Here is a 19,510-nt window from a genome sequence, read left to right as displayed (position 1 = left end):
CGAGACCGCGTGCCCGAACGCCGCACACGACCGATAAACTGGCGAGTGGATCGGGCCGAGCGCAGCTCTCGGCCCTTCCGCCAATGATCAGCCAGCAGCCGCTGCAACCCCAGGGAGCGATGTGTCCCGCCGCCTGTTCACCTCGGAGTCCGTCACCGAGGGCCACCCCGACAAGATCGCTGACCAGATCAGCGACACCATCCTCGACGCTCTCCTCAAGGAAGACCCGACCTCCCGGGTCGCCGTGGAGACGTTGATCACCACCGGCCTGGTGCATGTGGCCGGCGAGGTGACGACGAAGGCGTACGCCGACATCCCCAACCTCGTCCGCAACAAGATCCTGGACATCGGTTACGACTCGTCCAAGAAGGGCTTCGACGGCGCTTCCTGCGGCGTCTCGGTGTCCATCGGCGCGCAGTCCCCGGACATCGCCCAGGGTGTCGACACCGCGTACGAGAACCGCGTCGAGGGCGACGACGACGAGCTGGACAAGCAGGGCGCGGGCGACCAGGGCCTGATGTTCGGCTACGCCTGCGACGAGACCCCGGAGCTGATGCCGCTCCCGATCAACCTCGCGCACCGCCTGTCCAAGCGCCTGTCCGAGGTCCGCAAGAACGGCACCATCCCCTACCTCCGTCCCGACGGCAAGACCCAGGTCACCATCGAGTACGACGGCCACAAGGCCGTCCGCCTCGACACCGTCGTGGTCTCCTCCCAGCACGCCAGCGACATCGACCTCGACTCGCTGCTCGCTCCCGACATCCGCGAGTTCGTCGTCGAGCACGTCCTGGCCCAGCTCGTCGAGGACGGCATCAAGCTGGACACCGACGGCTACCGGCTGCTGGTCAACCCGACCGGCCGCTTCGAGATCGGCGGCCCCATGGGTGACGCCGGCCTCACCGGCCGCAAGATCATCATCGACACCTACGGCGGCATGGCCCGCCACGGCGGCGGTGCCTTCTCCGGCAAGGACCCGTCCAAGGTCGACCGCTCGGCCGCCTACGCGATGCGCTGGGTCGCGAAGAACGTCGTCGCCGCCGGCCTCGCGGCCCGCTGCGAGGTCCAGGTCGCCTACGCCATCGGCAAGGCCGAGCCGGTCGGTCTCTTCGTCGAGACCTTCGGCACCGCCACCGTCGACACCGACAAGATCGAGCAGGCCATCGGCGAGGTCTTCGACCTCCGCCCGGCCGCCATCATCCGCGACCTCGATCTGCTCCGCCCGATCTACTCCCAGACCGCCGCCTACGGCCACTTCGGCCGTGAGCTGGAGGACTTCACCTGGGAGCGCACGGACCGCGTGGAGGCGCTGAAGAAGGCCGCTGGTCTCTGAGACTCCTCCCGGTTTTCGTACCGCCCGGGTAGTGGCCGACGGCCCCGGACCGCACCAGTGGTCCGGGGCCGTCGGCTGTCCACAGGCACCCCTCGCTGTCCGTGCCATCTGCTAAGACTGATGCTGTGAGCAGGGAGAACGGGCGACCGGAGGCGGGGGCGTCGGGTGCGGGCGAGCAGTTGGCCCTCATCCGGGAGGCCGTGCGGGAGACCAAGGCGGAGCGGGCGAAGCCGCGGACGTGGCGGGGGGCCGAGCTGGCCGCCGGGCTGCCGGTGGCGCGGGTGCTGGTCGACAAGGGGCTGGTGCACCTCGACCGCTATTTCGATTACGCGGTGCCCGCGGCGATGGACGCCGAGGCCCAGCCCGGGGTGCGGGTGCGGGTGCGCTTCGGGGCGGGGGAGAAGGGCGGCCGCCGTGAGGGCGGCAAGCTGGTCAGCGGATTCATCGTGGAGCGGGTCGCGGAGAGCGACTACCGCGGGGTGCTCGCCCCGATCGCGCAGGTGCTGTCGTCCGAGCGGGTGCTGACGCCCGAGCTGCTGGGGCTGTGCCGGGCGGTGGCGGACCGCTATGCCGGGACGCTCGCCGATGTGGTGCAACTGGCCGTGCCGCCGCGCCGGGCGCGGGCGGAGGCCAAGCCGTCGCCTGCGCCCCTGCCGCCCAACGCCGCCCCGGAGCCCGGCAGTTGGACGCGCTACGGCGCGGGCCCCGGGTTCCTGGCCGCGCTGACGCGGGGGGACGTGCCGCGGGCGGTGTGGACGGCGCTGCCCGGCGCGACCTGGCCGCAGGAGCTGGCGCGGGCGGTGGCCGCGGCGCTGGCCGGCGGGCGGGGCGCGCTGGTGGTGGTGCCGGACGGGCGCGCCGCCGCGCGGGTGGACGCGGCCCTCGGCGAGCTGATCGGGGAGGGCCGGCATGTGCTGCTGACCGCCGATGCCGGGCCCGAGGAGCGCTACCGCCGCTGGCTGGCGGTCAGCCGTGGCGCGGTGCGCGCCGTGGTCGGGACGCGCGCGGCGATGTTCGCACCGGTCGCCGGCCTCGGCCTGGTCGCCCTGTGGGACGACGGGGACGCCAGCCACAGCGACCCGCATGCGCCCCAGCCACACGCCCGTGAGGTCCTTATCCAGCGGTCGGTCAACGAGCGGGCCGGGTTCCTGCTGGGCGGGCTGAGCTGCACGGTCGAGGCGGCCCAGCTCGTCGAGACCGGCTGGGCGCGCCCGTTGACCGCCGAGCGCGAGCAGGTGCGGACCGCGGCGCCCCTGGTGCGTACGGTCAGCGACGGTGACGAGGCGCGGGACGCCGCCGCGCGCGCCGCCCGGCTGCCGACGATGGCCTGGCAGGTGGTGCGCGAGGGCCTGCAGCGCGGACCGGTGCTCGTCCAGGTGCCGCGCCGGGGGTATGCGCCCCGGCTGGCCTGCGAACGCTGCCGCACCCCCGCGCGCTGCCGGGCCTGTGCGGGCCCGCTGGAGTCGCAGGACGCGGGCGAGCTGGCCTGTGCGTGGTGTGGCCGGCCCGAGCCGGACTGGCACTGCGCCGAGTGCGGCGGGGCGCGGCTGCGGGCCCAGGTCGTGGGCGCGCGGCGGACGGCCGAGGAGCTGGGCCGGGTGTTCCCGTCGGTCCCGGTGCGCACCTCGGGGCGCGATCATGTGCTGGCAACGGTTCCGGGCGCTCCCGCGCTGGTGGTGAGCACGCCCGGTGCGGAGCCGGTGGCCGAGGACGGCGGCTACGCGGCGGCGCTGCTGCTGGACGGCTGGGCGCTGCTGGGGCGCCCCGACCTGCGGGCGGGGGAGGAGGCGCTGCGCCGCTGGCTGGGCGCCGCCGCGCTGGTCCGCGGCCAGGCGGAGGGCGGCACCGTCGCGGTGATCGCTGAGCCGACGCTGCGGCCGGTGCAGGCGCTGGTGCGCTGGGACCCGGCCGGCCATGCCGTCCGCGAGCTGGCCGAACGGGCCGAGCTGGGTTTCCCGCCGGTGTCGCGGATGGCTTCGGTGGCGGGCCGCGCCGAGGACGTCGTCGAGCTGCTGAGGGATACCGAACTCCCCGCGGGCGCCGAAGTGTTGGGACCCGTTCCGCTGCCGGTGCCGGACCCCGCGCGCCCGCGCCGCCCCGGTGATCCTCCGCCGGGCGAGCAGTGGGAACGCGCGCTGGTCCGCGTCCGTCCCGGCCAGGGTGCCGCCCTCGCCGCGGCGCTCAAGGCCGCCCGGGCGGCCCGGCTGGTCAAGCGGGAGGGCGAGGCGGTACGGGTCCGGATCGATCCGCCCGATCTGGGGTGAGACCGCCCGGGTGCCCCGGACATGGCGCCGCCCCGGGACCGGTGTCGGCGGGTGGTCCCGGGGCGTTGGCGAGCGGCGGGTGCGGCGGGTGCGGCGGGTGCGGCGGGGAGCCAGGGGCGCTCGGTGCCGGGGTGGTTCAGCCGTTGCGGGGGCCGGGGAAGGCGCCCGGGCGGGCCGGCTCGTCGCGGGAGACCGCGGAGGGCTGGGCGGGCATGGCGCGGGCGGCCGGGACGGACGGGGAGCCGGGCAGCCCCGCGGCCATGGTCACCGCACGGCTCGCGGCGGCGGAATCGGACGAACGCACCGTCGGTTCACCGCCGTTGCTCTCCGCGGCGGGCTGGGCAGCGGCCCGGCGGGCACCGTAACGGCGGTGCACCGCCTGCTTGGTGACGCCGAGCGCCGAGCCCACCGCGTCCCAGGAGAAGCCCAGCGAACGGTCGAAGTCGACCGCGGCCGTGACCAGGGTTTCGACGCTGTCCCGCAACTCCTGGGCGAGGCGCACCGTCGGGGCGGGGGCGCGTCCGTAGACGACGAAGCCTGCGGAGGGGCCGGTGCGCCGCGGCCGGTAGACGTTGCCGAGCTGAGCGGTCAGCGTGCGCAGTGCGTCCACCTGCCGGCGCACCCGTTCGATGTCCCGCACCAGGAGATGCAGGCTGGCGCGCGCCTGGGCGTCGTGGGTTGCGTGGTCGGCCATGAGCAAGCCTCTCGAACCGGCGTGGAAAAGGAAGGATGAAAGCGAGCGGGCCGCCAAAGCGGCCCGGTCCGGGTCAATGCTGTTTGACCAACGCGACAGCAGCGGCTCTGGTCACGGTATGGGGGCGCACGATCTTCCGTACAAGGCGCGGGAAATGTCGTACGCCCCCTGATCCACCGCCCAGGGCCCGGTACGGTCCGCCTAGACTGGTGTGTCGTTCCGCTGCGTGTGAGAGGTAGATCGCCACCCATGAGGCTCGTCTTCGCCGGCACCCCCGAGGTCGCCGTACCCGCCCTCGATGCCCTGCTCGCCTCGGACCGGCACGAGGTCGTGGCCGTCGTCACCCGGCCCGACGCGCCCGCGGGGCGCGGCCGGAAGCTGGTGGCCAGCCCCGTTGCGGAGCGGGCGGAGGAGGCAGGCATCGAGGTGCTCAAGCCCGTCAAGCCGCGCGACGAGGACTTCCTGGCCCGGCTGCGGGAGATCGCGCCGGACTGCTGCCCGGTGGTCGCCTACGGGGCGCTGCTGCCGAAGGCGGCGCTCGACATTCCCGCCAAGGGATGGGTCAATCTGCACTTCTCGCTGCTGCCCGCGTGGCGGGGCGCGGCGCCCGTGCAGCACGCGGTGCTGGCGGGGGACGAGGTGACCGGTGCCTCGACGTTCCAGATCGAGACCGGACTGGACTCCGGCCCGGTCTACGGCGTGTTGACCGAGGAGGTCCGGCCGACCGACACCAGCGGCGATCTGCTCACCCGGCTGGCATTCGCCGGTTCCGGGCTGCTCGTGGCGACGATGGACGGCATCGAGGAGGGCACGCTGCAGGCGGTGCCGCAGCCGGCCGAGGGGGTCACGCTCGCGCCGAAGATCGAGGTCGAGGACGCCAAGGTGGACTGGGCGGCGCCCGCGCTCCGGGTCGACCGGGTGATCCGCGGCTGTGCGCCCGCGCCGGGGGCCTGGACGGTCTTCCGCGGGGAACGCCTCAAGCTGATGTCGGCCGTTGCCGCCCCGGGCCACACCGAGCCCGCCCTCGCACCCGGCGAACTCGCCGTGACCAAGAAGGCGGTGTACGTCGGTACCGGCAGCCACCCCGTCGAACTCGGCTGGGTCCAGCCGCAGGGCAAGAAGCCGATGCAGGCGGCCGATTGGGCGCGCGGGGTGCGGATCGGGAGCGGGGAGCTGCTGGGGGACTGAGCCCCCGCCGTCCGTTGTCAGGGGAGGGCCGCCTCCGGAGGGCGGTCCCGGTCCGGCTCCGGCCTCCGCGCGCCGGCCCGGCTCCGGCCTCCGCGCGCGCTCCGCCCGCGCGCCCGCGTAGGCTGGGACGGACCCCTCATCTCGTATCCGGAGCACCTTTTCTGTGAGCCAGCAGCCGCGCCGTCGCCCCAGCAAGCCCCATCGCCGCCCGCAGAAGGACCCGGTCAGGGTCCTCGCGTTCGAGGCGTTGCGGGCCGTCGACGAGCGGGACGCCTACGCGAACCTCGTCTTGCCGCCGTTGTTGCGCAAGGCCCGCGAGGGCGGTGACTTCGACGCCCGGGACGCGGCGCTGGCGACGGAGCTGGTCTACGGCTCGCTGCGGTGGCAGGGGACGTATGACGCGATCCTCGCGAGCTGTGTGGACCGGCCGCTGCGGGAGGTGGACCCGCCGGTCCTGGACGTGCTGACCCTCGGCGCGCACCAGTTGCTCGGCACCCGCATCCCGACGCACGCCGCGGTGAGCGCCAGCGTCGAGCTGGCGCGGGTGGTGCTGGGCGACGGGCGGGCGAAGTTCGTCAACGCGGTGCTGCGCAAGGTCGCCGCCCATGACCTGGACGGCTGGCTGGAGCGGGTCGCCCCGGAGTACGACGAGGACCCCGAGGACCACCTCGGCATCGTGCATGCGCACCCCCGCTGGGTCGTCTCGGCGCTGTGGGACGCGCTCGGCGGGGGCCGGGCCGGTATCGAGGACCTGCTGGAGGCGGACAACGAACGCCCCGAGGTGACGCTGGTGGCCCGGCCCGGCCGGGCCACCACCGAGGAGCTTCTGGCGGCGGCCGGCGAGGAGCGGGCGCTTCCCGGGCGCTGGTCCCCTTATGCGGTCCGGCTCGCGGAAGGCGGGGAGCCGGGCGCTCTGGGCCCGGTCAGCGAGGGGCGCGCCGGGGTGCAGGACGAAGGCAGCCAGCTCGTCGCCCTCGCGCTGGCGAACGCACCGGTCGAGGGCCCCGACCGCGCCTGGCTCGACGGCTGCGCGGGCCCCGGCGGCAAGGCGGCGCTGCTGGCAGCGCTCGCCGCCGAGCGCGGTGCCGCCCTGCTGGCCTCGGAGAAGCAGCCGCACCGTGCGCGTCTGGTGGCGCGGGCACTCGACGGCAACCCCGGTCCGTATGCGGTCATCACCGCCGACGGCACCCGCCCGGCCTGGCGGCCCGGCGCCTTCGACCGGGTCCTGGTCGACGTTCCGTGCACCGGTCTGGGGGCGCTGCGCCGGCGTCCGGAGGCGCGCTGGCGGCGCCGCCCCGAGGACCTGGACGGGTTCGCCCCGCTGCAGCGCGAACTGCTCCGGCAGGCGCTCGCGGCCGTACGGGTCGGCGGCGTCGTCGGCTATGCGACCTGCTCGCCGCATCCGGCCGAGACCCGGGCCGTGGTGGAGGACGTCCTCAAGGGGCGGGGCGGCGAGCCGGTGCAGGTGGAGTGGATCGACGCCCGCCCGCTGATGCCCGGCGTACCGGCGCTCGGCGACGGCCCGGACGTCCAGCTGTGGCCGCATCTGCACGGCACGGACGCGATGTATCTGGCGCTGCTGCGCCGGACCGCGTGAGGAGACGTCCGCCTTCGCGGTGTCCCGGAACCGCCGCGGTGGGAGCCACCCCGCGCCCTGCGATCTCCCGTCGTGGTGTCCCGCTACGAATGGCGGCGCAGACCACATGAGGTGAGGTCTGCGCCGCCGTTCAGGGCCCGGGAGGCCGGCTGGCCGACGCGCGATCAGGGGCGGTCGAGCTCGTCAGCGGTTCCGTCGATCGCCGGACCGCAGCCGGGCGGGAGATGAGCGACGACCAAAGCGGCAGCCTCTTCGGCTGAGTCCGCGTCTCCGACGATCTGGCGGCTCGACCCTACGGGTTCGTTCATCCGGATCACCCGAAATCCTCCACCGGAGGCCGGATAGATGGACGGCACGTCGTTTGTCCAGGGGAATGTGGTGCAGCGGCTGAAGTGCAGCGACCCGTGGCTGATGAGGGGAAAGAGGGATCGGAGGTGAACATTCGCGTAGGCAGCTTCGACCATGGCATGGTCGATCAACTCATCGCTGGTTTCCCGCGCTTTTTGCCATTTGGCCGCCACGGCGCTTGATGCCGGGGGTTCGATATTGCCGTGAGTCACGTGTATACCTTATCGGGTTTCGCGGTGTGTGGTGGAGTCCGCTGTGCCTGACCGGCAGAATCAGCGGCGGCGTCTTCCGGCCGTCTGGTCTTCCCTGGGCGGGAGAGGAATGTCCGGTTCGGGAACGGTCACCCTCTCATTGCCGGAATACCAGTGTATGGAGTCCCATGAGCGGCCCCCCAGGTCTTCGTTGAACGCCAGGACGTTCCGGGCCACCACGCTCATCTCCCAGGCCGTTCCGTGGCCGGGGCCAGGGCGTTCCTGGCCGGGGCCCACACCGAACTGCCGGCCGTGCTCAACGGCCACCAGGAATGCTTCATGGATGGATTCGGGAGTGTTCCAATTTCCGTTGTCGCCATTGCGATTGGGCATGCCATCCAGGGTGATGGAGAGAGTGGTGTCCGGATCGCCCACCGCGGCCATGACATGGGACATCCAAACGGGGGTTCCGTTCACGTCATCCGCATAAGCGCGGCCATTGTAGTTGTGGGCGTCAGGGTCGCCGTTCTCGCGAAGGTGTTTCGCCAGAACATCAGATCCGAAATCGTCTCCGTTGACGCCGAGAACCACACTGTGCCTGCCACCCTTCTTTCGGTGGGGGCAGGCCGACAGGCCCAGTGGGTCAATCCACGTGGTCGGGTTATGGACGTAGGCCGTGGGATGTGGTGCGGGAAGAAGGCCGAGTGGGTCCGGTGTGATGTAACGGGCGGTGTCGGGGTCGTAGTAGCGCTGATTGTTGTAGTGGAGTCCGGTTTCCGGGTCGAAATACTGGCCGGGGAAACGGAGCGGCGTATAGGCGGTGGCATGGGTGTTCCAGGTGGTGCAGCCCCACAGGGTGCTACGGGCGCGCCAGGCGACGTTGCCGTCTTCGTCCACGAGTTCGGCAGGGGTGCCGATCAGGTCTGTGACGATGGCAAAGAAGCGTTGGTCTATTTCCTGCTGCGGGGCTTCGGCCAGATTTTTGCGTTCGGTCTGGGAGACGGGGTGCAGTCCCTTGTGTTCCCAGGTGAGGGTGATCAGATGTGTGCCATCGGGTGAGGCGGTGGTCTGCTCGGCGAGGGTGTTGCCGTCCCAGGTGAAGTTGGTTTGTTCCAGCACCTCCCGGCCATCCGGGGCAAGGCGTTGCTTGGCGACCCGGCGGCCGAAGGGGTCATAGATGTAGCGCCAGGTGCCGCCGCCGGGCGTGATGACCCGGACGAGCCGGTCCTCGGCATCCCACTCGTACCGCCACGTTTCGGGTTTGCGGGACAGCCTGGTCTTCTGCCGCAGGACGATATGGCCCTGCGCGTCGTGTTCATAGCGAATGCCGCCGGCTCGCGTGATGCGAGTCCCCGTATACGTGCGCGGGCCGCGGGATTCGGGAGAGGGGTACCGGTCGGACCAGTCGGCTTCGGTCTGGTTGCCGGACTCGTCGTAGGCATACCGTTCGGACCAGCCGCGGGCATGAACGGCAGTTACTCTGCCCGCGCTGTCGAGGTCGAAGGTGCGGGGACCATTCAGCTGATCGTCGATTCCGGCGAGACTGCCGTCCGGGTGGTAGGAGTAGGCACGGTGCTGAACGGTCCCTGACGGTGAGGTGAGGGACTGGTCGGTGAGGAGACCGCTTGCATCCCAGCTGTGGGTGAGGGTCAGATCCGCGCCGAAGTGACGGGCCGTTTCTTGGCCCGTGAGGTCGTATTCGAATGCGAGGGTGCGGCCGGAGGTGGTCAGGGCGGTGCCCCGGCTTGCCGCGTCGTATTCCCAGCTGCTCGTCGCGCCTGAGGGGGTGGTGCGGTGGGTGCGGCGTCCCAGGGCGTCGTAGGTGAAGGTCGTGGTGCGGTCGTTCAGGGTCTCGGCTACCACCCGGCCCAGAGAATCGCGCCGGTATGCCAGCTCGACGTCCGGAGTCGATGCCTGCAGCAGGCGCCCCGCCGGATCGTGCTGATATGAAGTGACCCGTCCGTCCGCGTTCTTCTCCACGATCCTTCCGAGGGAGTCGTGGGCGTAGGTGACGGTGTGGCCGAGGGCGTTGGTGCGAGTGGCGAGTCGGCCGGCCGGGGTGTGGGTGTATCTGAGGGTGCGGTTGTCGAAGTCGGTCTCGGATATCAGGTGGCCGGCCGGATCGTATTCATAAGTCCACGTCAGGCCTTGCTGGTTGGTGACGGAAGTGAGCTGCAGCTCCGTGTCGTGGGTGAACTCGTAGCGAGCTCCGTCCTGGCTGGTCCTTGCCTTGAGCTGGTCGAAGTGGGTGTACTCGAAGGTGGTGACCCCTCCGGCTGCGTTGGTGTGGGCGACGCAGTTGCCCTCGCCGTCGTATGTCCAGGACTGCTTGGAACCATCGGAGCCGATATGGCCGGCCAGCCGTCCTTCCACCGTCCAGGCCAGACGGCTTGACGCGCCCAGTGGATCGGTGACGGAGATGACGCGGCCGAAGGCATCGCGGCGGTAGCGGGTCTCTGCCCCCAGCGGATTGATGATGCGGAGAGGGAGTCCCGCCGGGTCACAGATGACGGAGGTGGTGTTGCCCAGGGCATCGGTGACAGAAGTCGGACGGCCTTGCGCGTCGTAGCTGAAGCGGGTGGTGGCGCCGCTCGGATCGATGTTCGCCGTGCGATTGCCGCGGCTGTCATATTCGTCCCGCCAAGTGGACCCGTCCGCGCCGGTCACGGCAACCAGTCGGCCGAGGCTGTTGTACTCGGCGATGGCCTGACGACCGTCGGGGCGGCTGATGGTGGTCAGGTGGCCGTGCTCGTCGTATGTGTACCGGGTGGTGTGGCCGAGGGGGTCGGTGACGGCCAGCGGACGGTCGTACGCGTCGTACTGGGTGCGGGTGGTGTGGCCGAGCGGGTCGGTCTCGGCGATGACCTGGAGCCGGTCGTTGATGAGGTAGCGGGTGGCATGCCCGAGAGAGTTCGTGGCGGTGGTGACGCGGTTGCCGGTTCCGGGCTCCGGTTGGCCGAAGTCGAAGCGGTACCGCAGGTGGCCTTCGGCCCCGCCCTCAGCGACGCACCGGCTGTGGTGGTCGTAGACGTACTCGTAACGGCTGTCGTTGGTGTCGGTCCAGGCGACGAGACGGTGATCGGTGTCGTACTCGAACCGGGTCGGGATGCCGGAGGAATTCGTGAGGGCGGTGAGGTTGCCGTGCTCGTCGTGGCCGTAGGAAATGACCAGCACGTCGGTGCCATCGGCAGCCGCGTCGGCGAGGTGCAGCGCGGTGATGTTCCCGTTGCCGTCGGTGGCGATTTTGAGGTGGTATCCCGCAGAGTGGCGGATGGCGAGCGGGGCGCCGGATTCGTCGTCGTAATCGAAGGCGATCCGGTTCCCGTTGCGGTCCGACAATTCGTCCAGCAGGGCGGTGCCGGGGGAGTGGCTCGCTTCGGTGAAGTAGCGGGTCTGCCCGGTGTCGGGGTCGTGGACTGCCCAGTCGCCCCGCGGTGTTCGCGTCAGAGGCCAGCGCGGACCGTGGGCAGGCAGCACACGTTGGCCGGGCTCGGGCGTCTCGTAGGAGAGCAGCAGGCCGTCCTCGGTGACGAAGATGATGCCCTGCTCGTCGATCTCCAGGCGCTGGTCGGCCGTGGAGGACCAGGACGGCCCCATATGGCGGCCCGCGCGGTACGACGACTCGAATCTCCGCGTGAACGTGAGAGGCAGAGCGCCGGGCAGGGCGATGTCGGTCTGACGGAGGAAGACCCGGCCGGTGGCGACGTCCACCGGGTCACCGCAGTCCTTGACAGCCTTGGCGGTGCGAGTGCTGTTGTTGGGGTGCTCCTTGCCCAGTCGGGCGCGGGTCTTGTGGTTCTTGCCGCGTCCCTTGCCCGTGGAGTTCGCGGACGAGACGGAACCGTTGTCGGGTGACTTCGGGTCGTGCTTGTTCTTCTTGCCGATGCCTTTGAGGTGCTCGGCGATCGTGTTGTCGTTGTCGCGGTGGTTCTTGATCATCTGCTTGACGCCGCGCGTCATGTTCTCGCCGAGGTGCTTGGCAGTCTTCTTGACGCCGTCCTCGATGCCGTCGACGACCTTGTCCAGCACCACATTCGCCGCATCGGCGATGGCGTCCTTGCCGCGGGTACGACCGTGGTGGCTCCTGGCCCGGCCGATCTTGCCGCCGGCTTTGGTGCGGAACGTGCCGCTCGCGCTCTGCAGACCGCTCACGACGTGGTGATGTTCGCCTTCGTCGAAGCTGAACCCGCCGCCGGCTCCACCTGCGGACCTGCCCCCTCCACCGCCGCTTCCGCCTGCGCTGAGCAGCCCCGTCGTCGGGTTCGCGGCAGCTCCCTTGGCCGTGCCCTTGGCGTCCTGTGCGCCCTGCCGGAGGCCGTCCCCGCCGGCCTTGGCGGTACGGCCGAGGTCGACACCGTCCTGGACGCCGAGGGCATTGGCGCCGAGCTGGACCACGAGGTCCCCGGCCATGGCCCCGAGCGCTTCCTCCACCGGGGTGAGCGCGATGCTGACGGCCTGCTCGGCGACCTGTTGGCAGACCTCTTTGAAGAGCCGTTTGAGGATCATCCGGGTGGCCTGCGTCGCACCCATCGCCCCCAATTCCGACAAGCCAAGGGTGAAGGGGGCTGCGGCCTGGGCGGCGATCACCTCCGCAGCGAGGATGCCCAGCTGGACCAGCGCGCCGATTTTCGCGCCCTCGATGAGGGTCGCGACACCGTCCATCGCCGTGCCCGCCTTGCGGCCGCACTCTGCAAGGCCCTTCAGATGTTTGCCGTTGACCTTCCCCCAGTGGGTGTTCAGCGCCTCCACGGCAAGGGAACCGCCGGCCGAGCCGACCAAACCCTGGATGGCGGTGTGCGCCTGGTCGGCGCCTTCGGCGATGTCGTCGGCGAACTCCCGCATGGCGTGGGCCATTTCGCGGTAGTCGTCCTCGTCCACGTTCGGCCACGACACGCCGATCAGGTCAAGCAGCTCATCCGCCCACCCAGGCAGGACCACACCCATCAGAACCCCCGTTCGATCATGATCCACTGGAACGTAATGTCAGATCAGTGGGCAGGCAAGTGGCCCATGGTCACGCGGGGGTCCGGTTCCGGCGGGGCCGGGGCGCGGTGTCTACCAGGGCACGACCTGCCCCTGGTGGTCGACGAAGTGCAGGCCGGGCCCTCGGTGGCGCTCGATCGTCTCCACCACCCCGGGGATGCTCTCCTCCACGCTGAGTTCGGCGTCCGGGCCACCGAGTTCGGTGCGTACCCAGCCCGGGTCGACGAGCAGCAGCTTGCGGGTGTCCTCGGCGTGGCGGGCGGCGTAGCTGCGCATCAGCTGGTTCAGCGCGGACTTGCTGGCCCGGTACAGATCCTGGCCGCCCTCGGTGTTCAGGGCGATGCTTCCCTGGTCGGAGGACATGACGCCGATGGTCCCGGTGGGCGCGACCAGCGGACGCAGGGATTCCACCACCCGCATCGGGCTGAGGGCGTTGGTGACCATGACCTCGGTGAACATAGCCGTCGGGACCTCGCCGATCGGGAGGTCGCCGCGGGTGACGGCGGCGTTGACGAAGAGCAGGTCGAGGATGCGTCCGGCCAGCCGGTCGCGCAGCGCCGAGATCTGCTCCGGCTCGGTCATCTCCAGCGACTCGACGGTCAGCCGTCCACCGGACGTTTCGGCCAGTTCGTGGAGGCCGGTGCGCCGGCTGCCGCGGACCGTGCCGATGACGTCCCAGCCGCGGCGCAGGTACGCGGCGGCGAGCCCGAGACCCAGGGTCCGGGAGGCCCCGATGACGAGGGCGGTCTTGCGGGTGTGGGTCATGTGATTCCTCTTGTGGGGCAGGGCTTGTGGGGCAGAGCCTGCGGGTCAGGACTTGTGGGCCATGGCATGTGGGCCAGGAATCCTGCCGTCAGGGCTGCTGCAGGGCCGCGTTGACGCAGCCGGTGGACGTGACGGAGGAGCCGTCCAACGGCGGGCGGCCGTGGCCCACTTGACGGTTCAGAAGCTCGGTGAGGCGCGCCATGCCGTGGGCGAGGGGCCCGCGTGGGTGCCGCCCGCCGGAGAGGTGATGGCGATCATGAGTCAAGTCTCCGAGGGGTTCCGCCGGGCGTCCAATACCCTTTCCGTCACGTTGATACCTTTCGGGTATGGATTTAGACCTGCGTAAACTCCGCTATTTCGTCGCGGTGGCCGAGCACCGGCAATTCGGCCGGGCGGCACAGGCGTTGTTCATCGCGCAGCCCGTCCTCAGCCGGCAGATCCGCGCGTTCGAGCAGGAGTTGGGCTGCCCGCTGTTCACGCGGACCACGCGCAGCGTCGAACTGACCCCCGCGGGACGGCAGTTGTACGACGAGGCGGGCAGGATCACCACGGTGGTCGAGACGGCGCTGCGGCGCGTGCACGAGGCCGGGCGGGGCGAGCAGCGGCTCGTCGTCGCCTTCTCGCCCGGCCTGCGCGTCTCGGAGGCGCTCCTGGCGTTCACGGCGAGCCACCCGAAGGTCCGGATCGATGTGTTTCCGCTGCGCTGGTGGGAGCAGGACGCGCCGCTGCGCGACGGCCGCGCGCACATCGGATACCTCCGGCGCCCCTTCGACGACACGGGGCTGCACACCGTCCCCATCGGTCACGAGACCAAGGTCGCGTGCCTGCCCGTGACCCATCGGCTGGCCGGCCGTCGCAGCCTCACGTCGGCCGCTCTCGACGGCGAGCCGGTCCTCGACGTCAGGACGCGGCGGACCTCCTCACTGGAGGAGAAGTTCGAGCTCATCGCCTCCGGGCAGGGCCTCGCGCTGGTTCCCGTCAGCGTCGCGGGCTCGTACTCCCGCCCCGATCTCGTCTACCTGCCCGTCACCGATGCCCCGCCCGTCGAGACCTGCCTGGCGGTGCCGGAGGGCAGCTGCGCGGGCCCCGTGGCGGACTTCCTGGACATCGCCACCGCGACGCTGCGACGGCAGCCCGGCGAGGCGACGGCGGAGGAGGACGGAGGAAGCGCATGAGAGGGCTCGTGGCCGCTCCCGTCGCCGCTCCCGTCGCCGCTCCCGCCGCCGCGCTCCGCGTCCCAGGGAGGCCTCACCGGCCCGCCGGAATCCGGTCCCTCCCGCCGCCGTCCCTTCCCGGCCCGCAGGCCATACTGGGGGCATGGCCTTGATCAACCCCAGCATCCTGTCCGCAGACTTCGCCCGCCTCGCCGAGGAGGCGCAGGCCGTCAAGGGCGCCGACTGGCTGCACGTCGACGTCATGGACAACCACTTCGTCCCGAACCTCACCCTCGGCGTGCCGGTGGTCGAGTCGCTGAGCAAGGCGACGGACACCCCGCTCGACCTGCATCTGATGATCGAGGACCCGGACCGCTGGGCGCCGCAGTACATCGAGGCCGGAGCCGGGTCCGTGACCTTCCACGTGGAGGCGGCGGCCGCGCCGGTGCGGCTGGCGCGGGAGATCCGGGCCAAGGGCGCGCGGGCCTCGATGGCGCTGAAGCCCGCCACGCCGATCGAGCCGTACGAGGACCTGCTCCCCGAGCTCGACATGGTGCTGATCATGACCGTGGAGCCCGGCTTCGGCGGCCAGGCGTTCCTGGACATCATGCTGCCCAAGATCCGCCGCACCCGTGAACTGATCTCCCGGCACGGCCTGCAGCTGGGGCTCCAGGTGGACGGCGGGGTCTCGGCGGCCACCATCGAGCGGTGCGCCGACGCGGGCGCCGATGTGTTCGTGGCGGGCTCCGCGGTGTACGGCGCGGACGACCCGGCCAAGGCGGTCAGGGACCTGCGCGAACAGGCCGAGACGGCGACCGCGGCGGCGGGCTGGGGCTGCGCGCACTGAGCGCGAGGGCCGGTCAGGGGGCGAGTGCCGGTCAGGCCCCCGGAGCGGGAGCCGGCGGCCCGGCTGATTCACGCCAGGGGAATCCGCCCGTGGCAGGGGCCGTGCCGCCCGTTGTACGGGGCGCAACCGAGCGTTCACGAGGGTCGGGACGGTCATGGTCCCCGTTGCCGCCGGGTTTCTGAAAGGATGAGCAAAGACTCGATCAGATGCGCAAAAGGGGAGAATTTCGTGGTAGCCAGCCGCCCACAGTCCGGAATGGGCCCTGCCGAGCTGGTGCAGGCCGCGGCCATGGCCCGCCGTTTCTATCTTGAGGGCAAGTCGAAGATCCAGATCGCGGAGGAGTTCGGCGTCAGCCGGTTCAAGGTCGCGCGGGTGCTGGAGACCGCCCTGGAACGTGATCTCGTACGGATCGAGATCCGGGTGCCCTCCGAGCTGGACGCCGAACGCTCCGACGCCCTGCGGGCCCGCTACGGCCTGCGGCACGCGGTCGTCGTCGAGTCGCCCGCGGACGCTCCCCCCGCCTTCGGCGGCCAGACGCCGCCCGACGACGCCGCGGACCCGGAGAACCTGGGCGAGGTCGCGGCCGATCTCCTCGGTGAGCTGGTCACCGAGGGCGATGTGCTGGGGCTGGCGTGGGGCCGGTCGACCATTCATATGGCGGCCGCGCTGCACCGCCTCCCGCCGTGCACCGTGGTGCAGTTGACCGGTGTGTACGACGCCGGTACCGCCGACCGCGGCTCGGTCGAGGCGGTCCGCCGTGCGGCCGATGTCGCCGGCGGCGAGGCGCATCCGATCTATGCGCCGATGCTGCTGCCCGACTCGGCGACCGCCGAGGCGCTGCGCCGCCAGACCGGGATCGCCCGCGCGTTCGACTACTTCGACAAGGTCACCGTCGCCTGTGTCTCCATCGGTTCCTGGGAACCGGGCGTCTCGACCGTCTACGACATGCTCTCCGAGCAGGAGCGGGAGCACTACGCCTCGCTGGGGGCGGCCGCCGAGATGTCGGCGCACCTCTTCGACGCCGAAGGACGCCGGATCGGCCGGGACCTCGGCGAGCGCTGCATCACCGTCGAGGCGGACCGGCTCCGCCGTATCCCGGAGGTCGTCGCCATCGCCGGCGGCCGGCGCAAGGCCGACGCGATCGGCGCGGTGCTCCGCTCCGGGCTGGTGACCAGCCTGGTCACGGACACCGCCGCGGCCGACCACCTGCTGCTGGAGACCGGCCCCGGGCCGCGCCCCGCACTGGACCGGGCGGACCCTGACGGAGCGTGACCCGCGCCGGGCGGACGCGGCGGCGGACGGCCCCGCGTGACCGCCCCGGGTGACCGTCCTGCCGGCCCGTCGCCCGCCCGTGCGTGCGCGCGCCCGCCCGTGCGGACCGCCTCGCCGCCTCGCGACCCCGCCCGCTGCCCCGCCCCTGCGCGCCCGCCCCGTGCACCCCCGGCGCCGGTCACCGACGAGCAGCCTGCGCAGCCCTGTGACAGCATCGGCGCATGGTGATCCGCTCCGTCCCGCGTCGTGCCGCCGTGGTCCTCGGCACGCTGCTCGCCGGGCTGCTCCTCGTGCTGACCGGCTGCGCCACGGGCGGTGCCGCGGGCGGGAGTTCGTCCGGGCCGCCGCGGTCCACCGCCACGGCCGCGGCCGATGCGCCGGGCCCCTCCGGCGCTCCGGACCGGCCGCGGGGCATGCCGGTCGTGCCGGCCGGCGCGCTGCCGGTCCAGGCGCGGGACACCCTGCGGCTCATCGATGCCGGCGGTCCCTTCCCGTATCCGCAGGACGGCACCGTCTTCGGCAACCGTGAGCGGCTGCTGCCCCGTCAGCCGCGCGGCTACTACCACGAGTACACGGTGCCCACGCCCGGCTCGCCGGACCGCGGAGCCCGTCGGCTCGTCACCGGGCAGGGCCATGAGACGTACTACACCGACGACCACTACCGGACCTTCAAGGCGGTGCTTCGATGACGGGTTCCGTGCCCCGGCCGCTCGCCGCGGTGCTCGACGGACGTACGCCCCCCGGGGTACTGCCCTGGCCCGCGGAACGCTCGGTGGCCCAGGCGCTGGCCGCCGCGCGGGACGCCGGCTGGACCGGCACGTCCCTGGACCTGGAGGGGGTCGCGGACAAGGCCGCCTTCATGGACCGGTGTGCCCGTGCCCTGCGGCTGCCGGACTGGTTCGGCCGCAACTGGGACGCGCTCGCCGACTGCCTCACCGACCTGTCCTGGTGTCCCGCCGACCGCGGCCGGCTGCTCGTCGTGACGGGCTGGCAGGGCTACGCGGCCGCGTCCCCGGACGAGTGGAGCATCGTCGAGGGCGTCCTGGCGGATGCGGTGGGCTACTGGCGCGACACGGACACCGGACTGGCCGTGATCATGGCCAGGGGGCGGGACCGGCAAGGCGTGTAACGACGACGCACCAGGCCTGACCGGCGGCGATGCGGTGCGGCCCGGCGAGCGGCGGAGCGCCCCCGTTCCGGCGGGGCCCGCCCCGCCGTCCACGGCGCCTTTGGCGGATCGCACACACGGCCGGGGAAAGCCTCGGATTATCACATGAGCCCTGGTCAGGGCCCGTATCCTGGCCGTATGCGATTCCTGAATCCGAAGAACGGCGCGCTCGAAGAGAGTTCTTCGGTGCCCTACGACCTGACCTACGACGATGTGTTCATGGTGCCCGGCCGCTCCGCCGTGGGCTCCCGCCAGGGAGTGGACCTGTCCTCCCATGACGGGACCGGTACCACCATCCCTCTCGTGGTCGCCAACATGACGGCGATCGCCGGCCGCCGGATGGCCGAGACCGTTGCCCGCCGTGGTGGTCTGGTCGTCATCCCGCAGGACATCCCGCTCGATGTCGTCACCGACGTGGTGACCTGGATCAAGCGCCGCCACCTGGTCCTGGACACCCCGATCGTGCTGTCCCCGGTCGCGACCGTCGCCGACGCCCTGGCGCTGCTGCCCAAGCGGGCGCACGGCGCGGGCATCGTCGTCGAGGGCGGCCGCCCGGTCGGCGTCGTCACCGAGCACGACCTGGCCGGTGTGGACCGCTTCACCCAGGTGGCCGAGGTCATGTCCAGGGACCTGCTCGTCCTGGACGCGGACATCGACCCGCGGGAGGCCTTCAACCGCCTGGACGCCGCCAACCGCAAGCTCGCGCCCGCGGTCGACGCGGACGGCATGCTGATCGGCATCCTCACCCGCAAGGGCGCCCTCCGCGCCACCCTGTACACCCCCGCCACGGACGCCAACGGCAAGCTGCGGATCGCGGCCGCCGTCGGCATCAACGGCGATGTGGCCGGCCGGGCCAAGGCGCTGCTGGCCGCCGGTGTGGACACCCTCGTCGTGGACACCGCGCACGGCCACCAGGAGTCGATGATCACCGCGGTCCGGGCCGTCCGCGGGCTGGACCCGCAGGTCCCGATCGTGGCGGGCAACGTCGTCGCCGCCGAGGGCGTCCGCGATCTGATCGAGGCCGGCGCGGACATCATCAAGGTCGGCGTCGGACCGGGCGCGATGTGCACCACCCGGATGATGACCGGCGTCGGCCGGCCGCAGTTCTCCGCGGTCCTGGAGTGCGCCGCCGAGGCGAAGAAGTTCGGCAAGCACGTCTGGGCCGACGGCGGGGTGCGCCACCCCCGCGATGTCGCGATGGCGCTGGCCGCGGGCGCCTCCAACGTCATGATCGGCTCGTGGTTCGCCGGCACCCTCGAATCGCCCGGAGACCTCCAGCACACCGCCGACGGCCGGCCGTACAAGGAGAGCTTCGGCATGGCCTCCGCGCGTGCCGTGCGCAACCGTACGAGCGACGAGTCGGCCTACGACCGGGCCCGCAAGGGACTCTTCGAGGAGGGCATCTCCACCTCGCGGATGTTCGTCGACCAGGCGCGCCCCGGCGTCGAGGACCTGATCGACTCGATCATCGCGGGGGTCCGCAGCTCCTGCACCTACGCGGGCGCCGCCTCCCTGGCGGAGTTCGCCGACAAGGCCGTGGTCGGGGTGCAGAGCGCCGCCGGCTACGCGGAGGGCAAGCCGCTGCACGACAGCTGGAACTGACCCGTCACGGGACCTAGGTGTGTTGTCCGGAGAGGTTGGTGACGCGGCTGGCTGGGGTGTGGCCGCTGATTCCGGTGTGGGGTCGGTGGTAGTTGTACCAGTGCAGC

14 protein-coding genes are annotated in these 19,510 nt (G+C 71.6%); 10 read left to right on the top strand and 4 right to left on the bottom strand.

Going from position 1 to position 19,510, the window contains the following annotated elements; all coding sequences use genetic code 11:
* The first annotated feature begins 121 nt into the window (after positions 1 to 121).
* Positions 122 to 1,330 carry a methionine adenosyltransferase gene (metK, locus tag ABZ851_RS35005; protein ID WP_088796724.1) on the top strand — a complete coding sequence of 403 codons (1,209 nt, stop codon included), beginning with the start codon at positions 122 to 124 and terminating at the stop codon, positions 1,328 to 1,330.
* Between the two features lie 125 nt (positions 1,331 to 1,455).
* The gene (locus tag ABZ851_RS35000) at positions 1,456 to 3,594 is read left to right on the top strand and encodes a primosomal protein N' (protein WP_361136429.1); all 2,139 of its coding nucleotides are present in this window, start codon (positions 1,456 to 1,458) and stop codon (positions 3,592 to 3,594) included.
* A gap of 136 nt (positions 3,595 to 3,730) precedes the next feature.
* On the opposite strand, the gene ABZ851_RS34995 is transcribed toward ABZ851_RS35000, so the two are convergent.
* The gene (locus tag ABZ851_RS34995) at positions 3,731 to 4,288 is read right to left on the bottom strand and encodes a hypothetical protein (RefSeq protein ID WP_361136427.1); all 558 of its coding nucleotides are present in this window, start codon (positions 4,286 to 4,288) and stop codon (positions 3,731 to 3,733) included.
* Positions 4,289 to 4,537: 249 nt separating this feature from the next.
* On the opposite strand from ABZ851_RS34995, the gene fmt reads away from it, so the two are divergent.
* Both fmt and ABZ851_RS34985 read left to right on the top strand, forming a co-directional pair.
* The gene (gene fmt / locus ABZ851_RS34990; protein WP_336050895.1) at positions 4,538 to 5,476 is read left to right on the top strand and encodes a methionyl-tRNA formyltransferase; all 939 of its coding nucleotides are present in this window, start codon (positions 4,538 to 4,540) and stop codon (positions 5,474 to 5,476) included.
* Positions 5,477 to 5,639: 163 nt separating this feature from the next.
* Positions 5,640 to 7,073 carry a transcription antitermination factor NusB gene (locus ABZ851_RS34985; RefSeq protein ID WP_361136424.1) on the top strand — a complete coding sequence of 478 codons (1,434 nt, stop codon included), beginning with the start codon at positions 5,640 to 5,642 and terminating at the stop codon, positions 7,071 to 7,073.
* A gap of 164 nt (positions 7,074 to 7,237) precedes the next feature.
* On the opposite strand, the gene ABZ851_RS34980 is transcribed toward ABZ851_RS34985, so the two are convergent.
* The 3 genes from ABZ851_RS34980 to ABZ851_RS34970 form a co-directional block, all read right to left on the bottom strand.
* A complete protein-coding gene (locus tag ABZ851_RS34980; RefSeq protein ID WP_361136422.1) occupies positions 7,238 to 7,633 on the bottom strand; it encodes a DUF6193 family natural product biosynthesis protein in 396 nt (131 codons plus the stop codon).
* Positions 7,634 to 7,693: 60 nt separating this feature from the next.
* The gene (locus ABZ851_RS34975; RefSeq protein WP_361136420.1) at positions 7,694 to 12,505 is read right to left on the bottom strand and encodes a DUF6531 domain-containing protein; all 4,812 of its coding nucleotides are present in this window, start codon (positions 12,503 to 12,505) and stop codon (positions 7,694 to 7,696) included.
* Positions 12,506 to 12,667: 162 nt separating this feature from the next.
* Positions 12,668 to 13,360, bottom strand: coding sequence for an SDR family oxidoreductase (locus ABZ851_RS34970; RefSeq protein ID WP_361136418.1), 693 nt, complete (start codon positions 13,358 to 13,360; stop codon positions 12,668 to 12,670).
* A 326-nt stretch (positions 13,361 to 13,686) separates the two neighbouring features.
* On the opposite strand from ABZ851_RS34970, the gene ABZ851_RS34965 reads away from it, so the two are divergent.
* The 6 genes from ABZ851_RS34965 to ABZ851_RS34940 all read left to right on the top strand — a co-directional run bounded on the left by ABZ851_RS34965 (position 13,687) and on the right by ABZ851_RS34940 (position 19,403).
* Positions 13,687 to 14,535, top strand: coding sequence for a LysR family transcriptional regulator (locus tag ABZ851_RS34965; RefSeq protein ID WP_361136416.1), 849 nt, complete (start codon positions 13,687 to 13,689; stop codon positions 14,533 to 14,535).
* A 142-nt stretch (positions 14,536 to 14,677) separates the two neighbouring features.
* On the top strand, positions 14,678 to 15,361 hold the full coding sequence (gene rpe / locus ABZ851_RS34960) for a ribulose-phosphate 3-epimerase (RefSeq protein ID WP_328388655.1): 684 nt from the start codon (positions 14,678 to 14,680) through the stop codon (positions 15,359 to 15,361).
* 255 nt (positions 15,362 to 15,616) lie between these two features.
* Positions 15,617 to 16,633, top strand: a complete 1,017-nt coding sequence (locus ABZ851_RS34955) for a sugar-binding domain-containing protein (protein ID WP_336050943.1) — start codon at positions 15,617 to 15,619, stop codon at positions 16,631 to 16,633.
* 221 nt (positions 16,634 to 16,854) lie between these two features.
* The gene (locus tag ABZ851_RS34950; RefSeq protein ID WP_361136414.1) at positions 16,855 to 17,322 is read left to right on the top strand and encodes a ribonuclease domain-containing protein; all 468 of its coding nucleotides are present in this window, start codon (positions 16,855 to 16,857) and stop codon (positions 17,320 to 17,322) included.
* Entirely contained in the window at positions 17,319 to 17,762 is a 444-nt protein-coding gene (locus ABZ851_RS34945; protein ID WP_336050903.1) for a barstar family protein, read from the top strand. Before ABZ851_RS34950 ends, ABZ851_RS34945 begins: the two co-directional genes overlap by 4 nt.
* Positions 17,763 to 17,939: 177 nt before the next feature.
* Positions 17,940 to 19,403: a GuaB1 family IMP dehydrogenase-related protein gene (locus ABZ851_RS34940; RefSeq protein WP_361136411.1), complete on the top strand. Its 1,464-nt coding sequence runs from the start codon at positions 17,940 to 17,942 to the stop codon at positions 19,401 to 19,403.
* The last annotated feature ends 107 nt before the right edge of the window (positions 19,404 to 19,510 follow it).

Origin of the sequence: Streptomyces sp. NPDC047049, assembly GCF_040643995.1 — a bacterium.
GTDB classification, from domain to species: Bacteria; Actinomycetota; Actinomycetes; order Streptomycetales; family Streptomycetaceae; genus Streptomyces; species Streptomyces mooreae.
The sequence above is the reverse complement of the archived record's forward strand: the minus strand, read 5'-3'. Positions and strand labels throughout refer to the sequence as shown.

Coding starts and splice junctions, on each gene's coding strand:
- ABZ851_RS34995 (WP_361136427.1), bottom strand. CDS start 4,288: ATGGCCGACCACGCAACCCACGACGCCCAGGCGCGCGCCAGCCTGCAT.
- fmt (WP_336050895.1), top strand. CDS start 4,538: ATGAGGCTCGTCTTCGCCGGCACCCCCGAGGTCGCCGTACCCGCCCTC.
- ABZ851_RS34970 (WP_361136418.1), bottom strand. CDS start 13,360: ATGACCCACACCCGCAAGACCGCCCTCGTCATCGGGGCCTCCCGGACC.
- ABZ851_RS34965 (WP_361136416.1), top strand. CDS start 13,687: ATGGATTTAGACCTGCGTAAACTCCGCTATTTCGTCGCGGTGGCCGAG.
- rpe (WP_328388655.1), top strand. CDS start 14,678: ATGGCCTTGATCAACCCCAGCATCCTGTCCGCAGACTTCGCCCGCCTC.
- ABZ851_RS34955 (WP_336050943.1), top strand. CDS start 15,617: ATGGGCCCTGCCGAGCTGGTGCAGGCCGCGGCCATGGCCCGCCGTTTC.
- ABZ851_RS34950 (WP_361136414.1), top strand. CDS start 16,855: ATGGTGATCCGCTCCGTCCCGCGTCGTGCCGCCGTGGTCCTCGGCACG.
- ABZ851_RS34945 (WP_336050903.1), top strand. CDS start 17,319: ATGACGGGTTCCGTGCCCCGGCCGCTCGCCGCGGTGCTCGACGGACGT.
- ABZ851_RS34940 (WP_361136411.1), top strand. CDS start 17,940: ATGCGATTCCTGAATCCGAAGAACGGCGCGCTCGAAGAGAGTTCTTCG.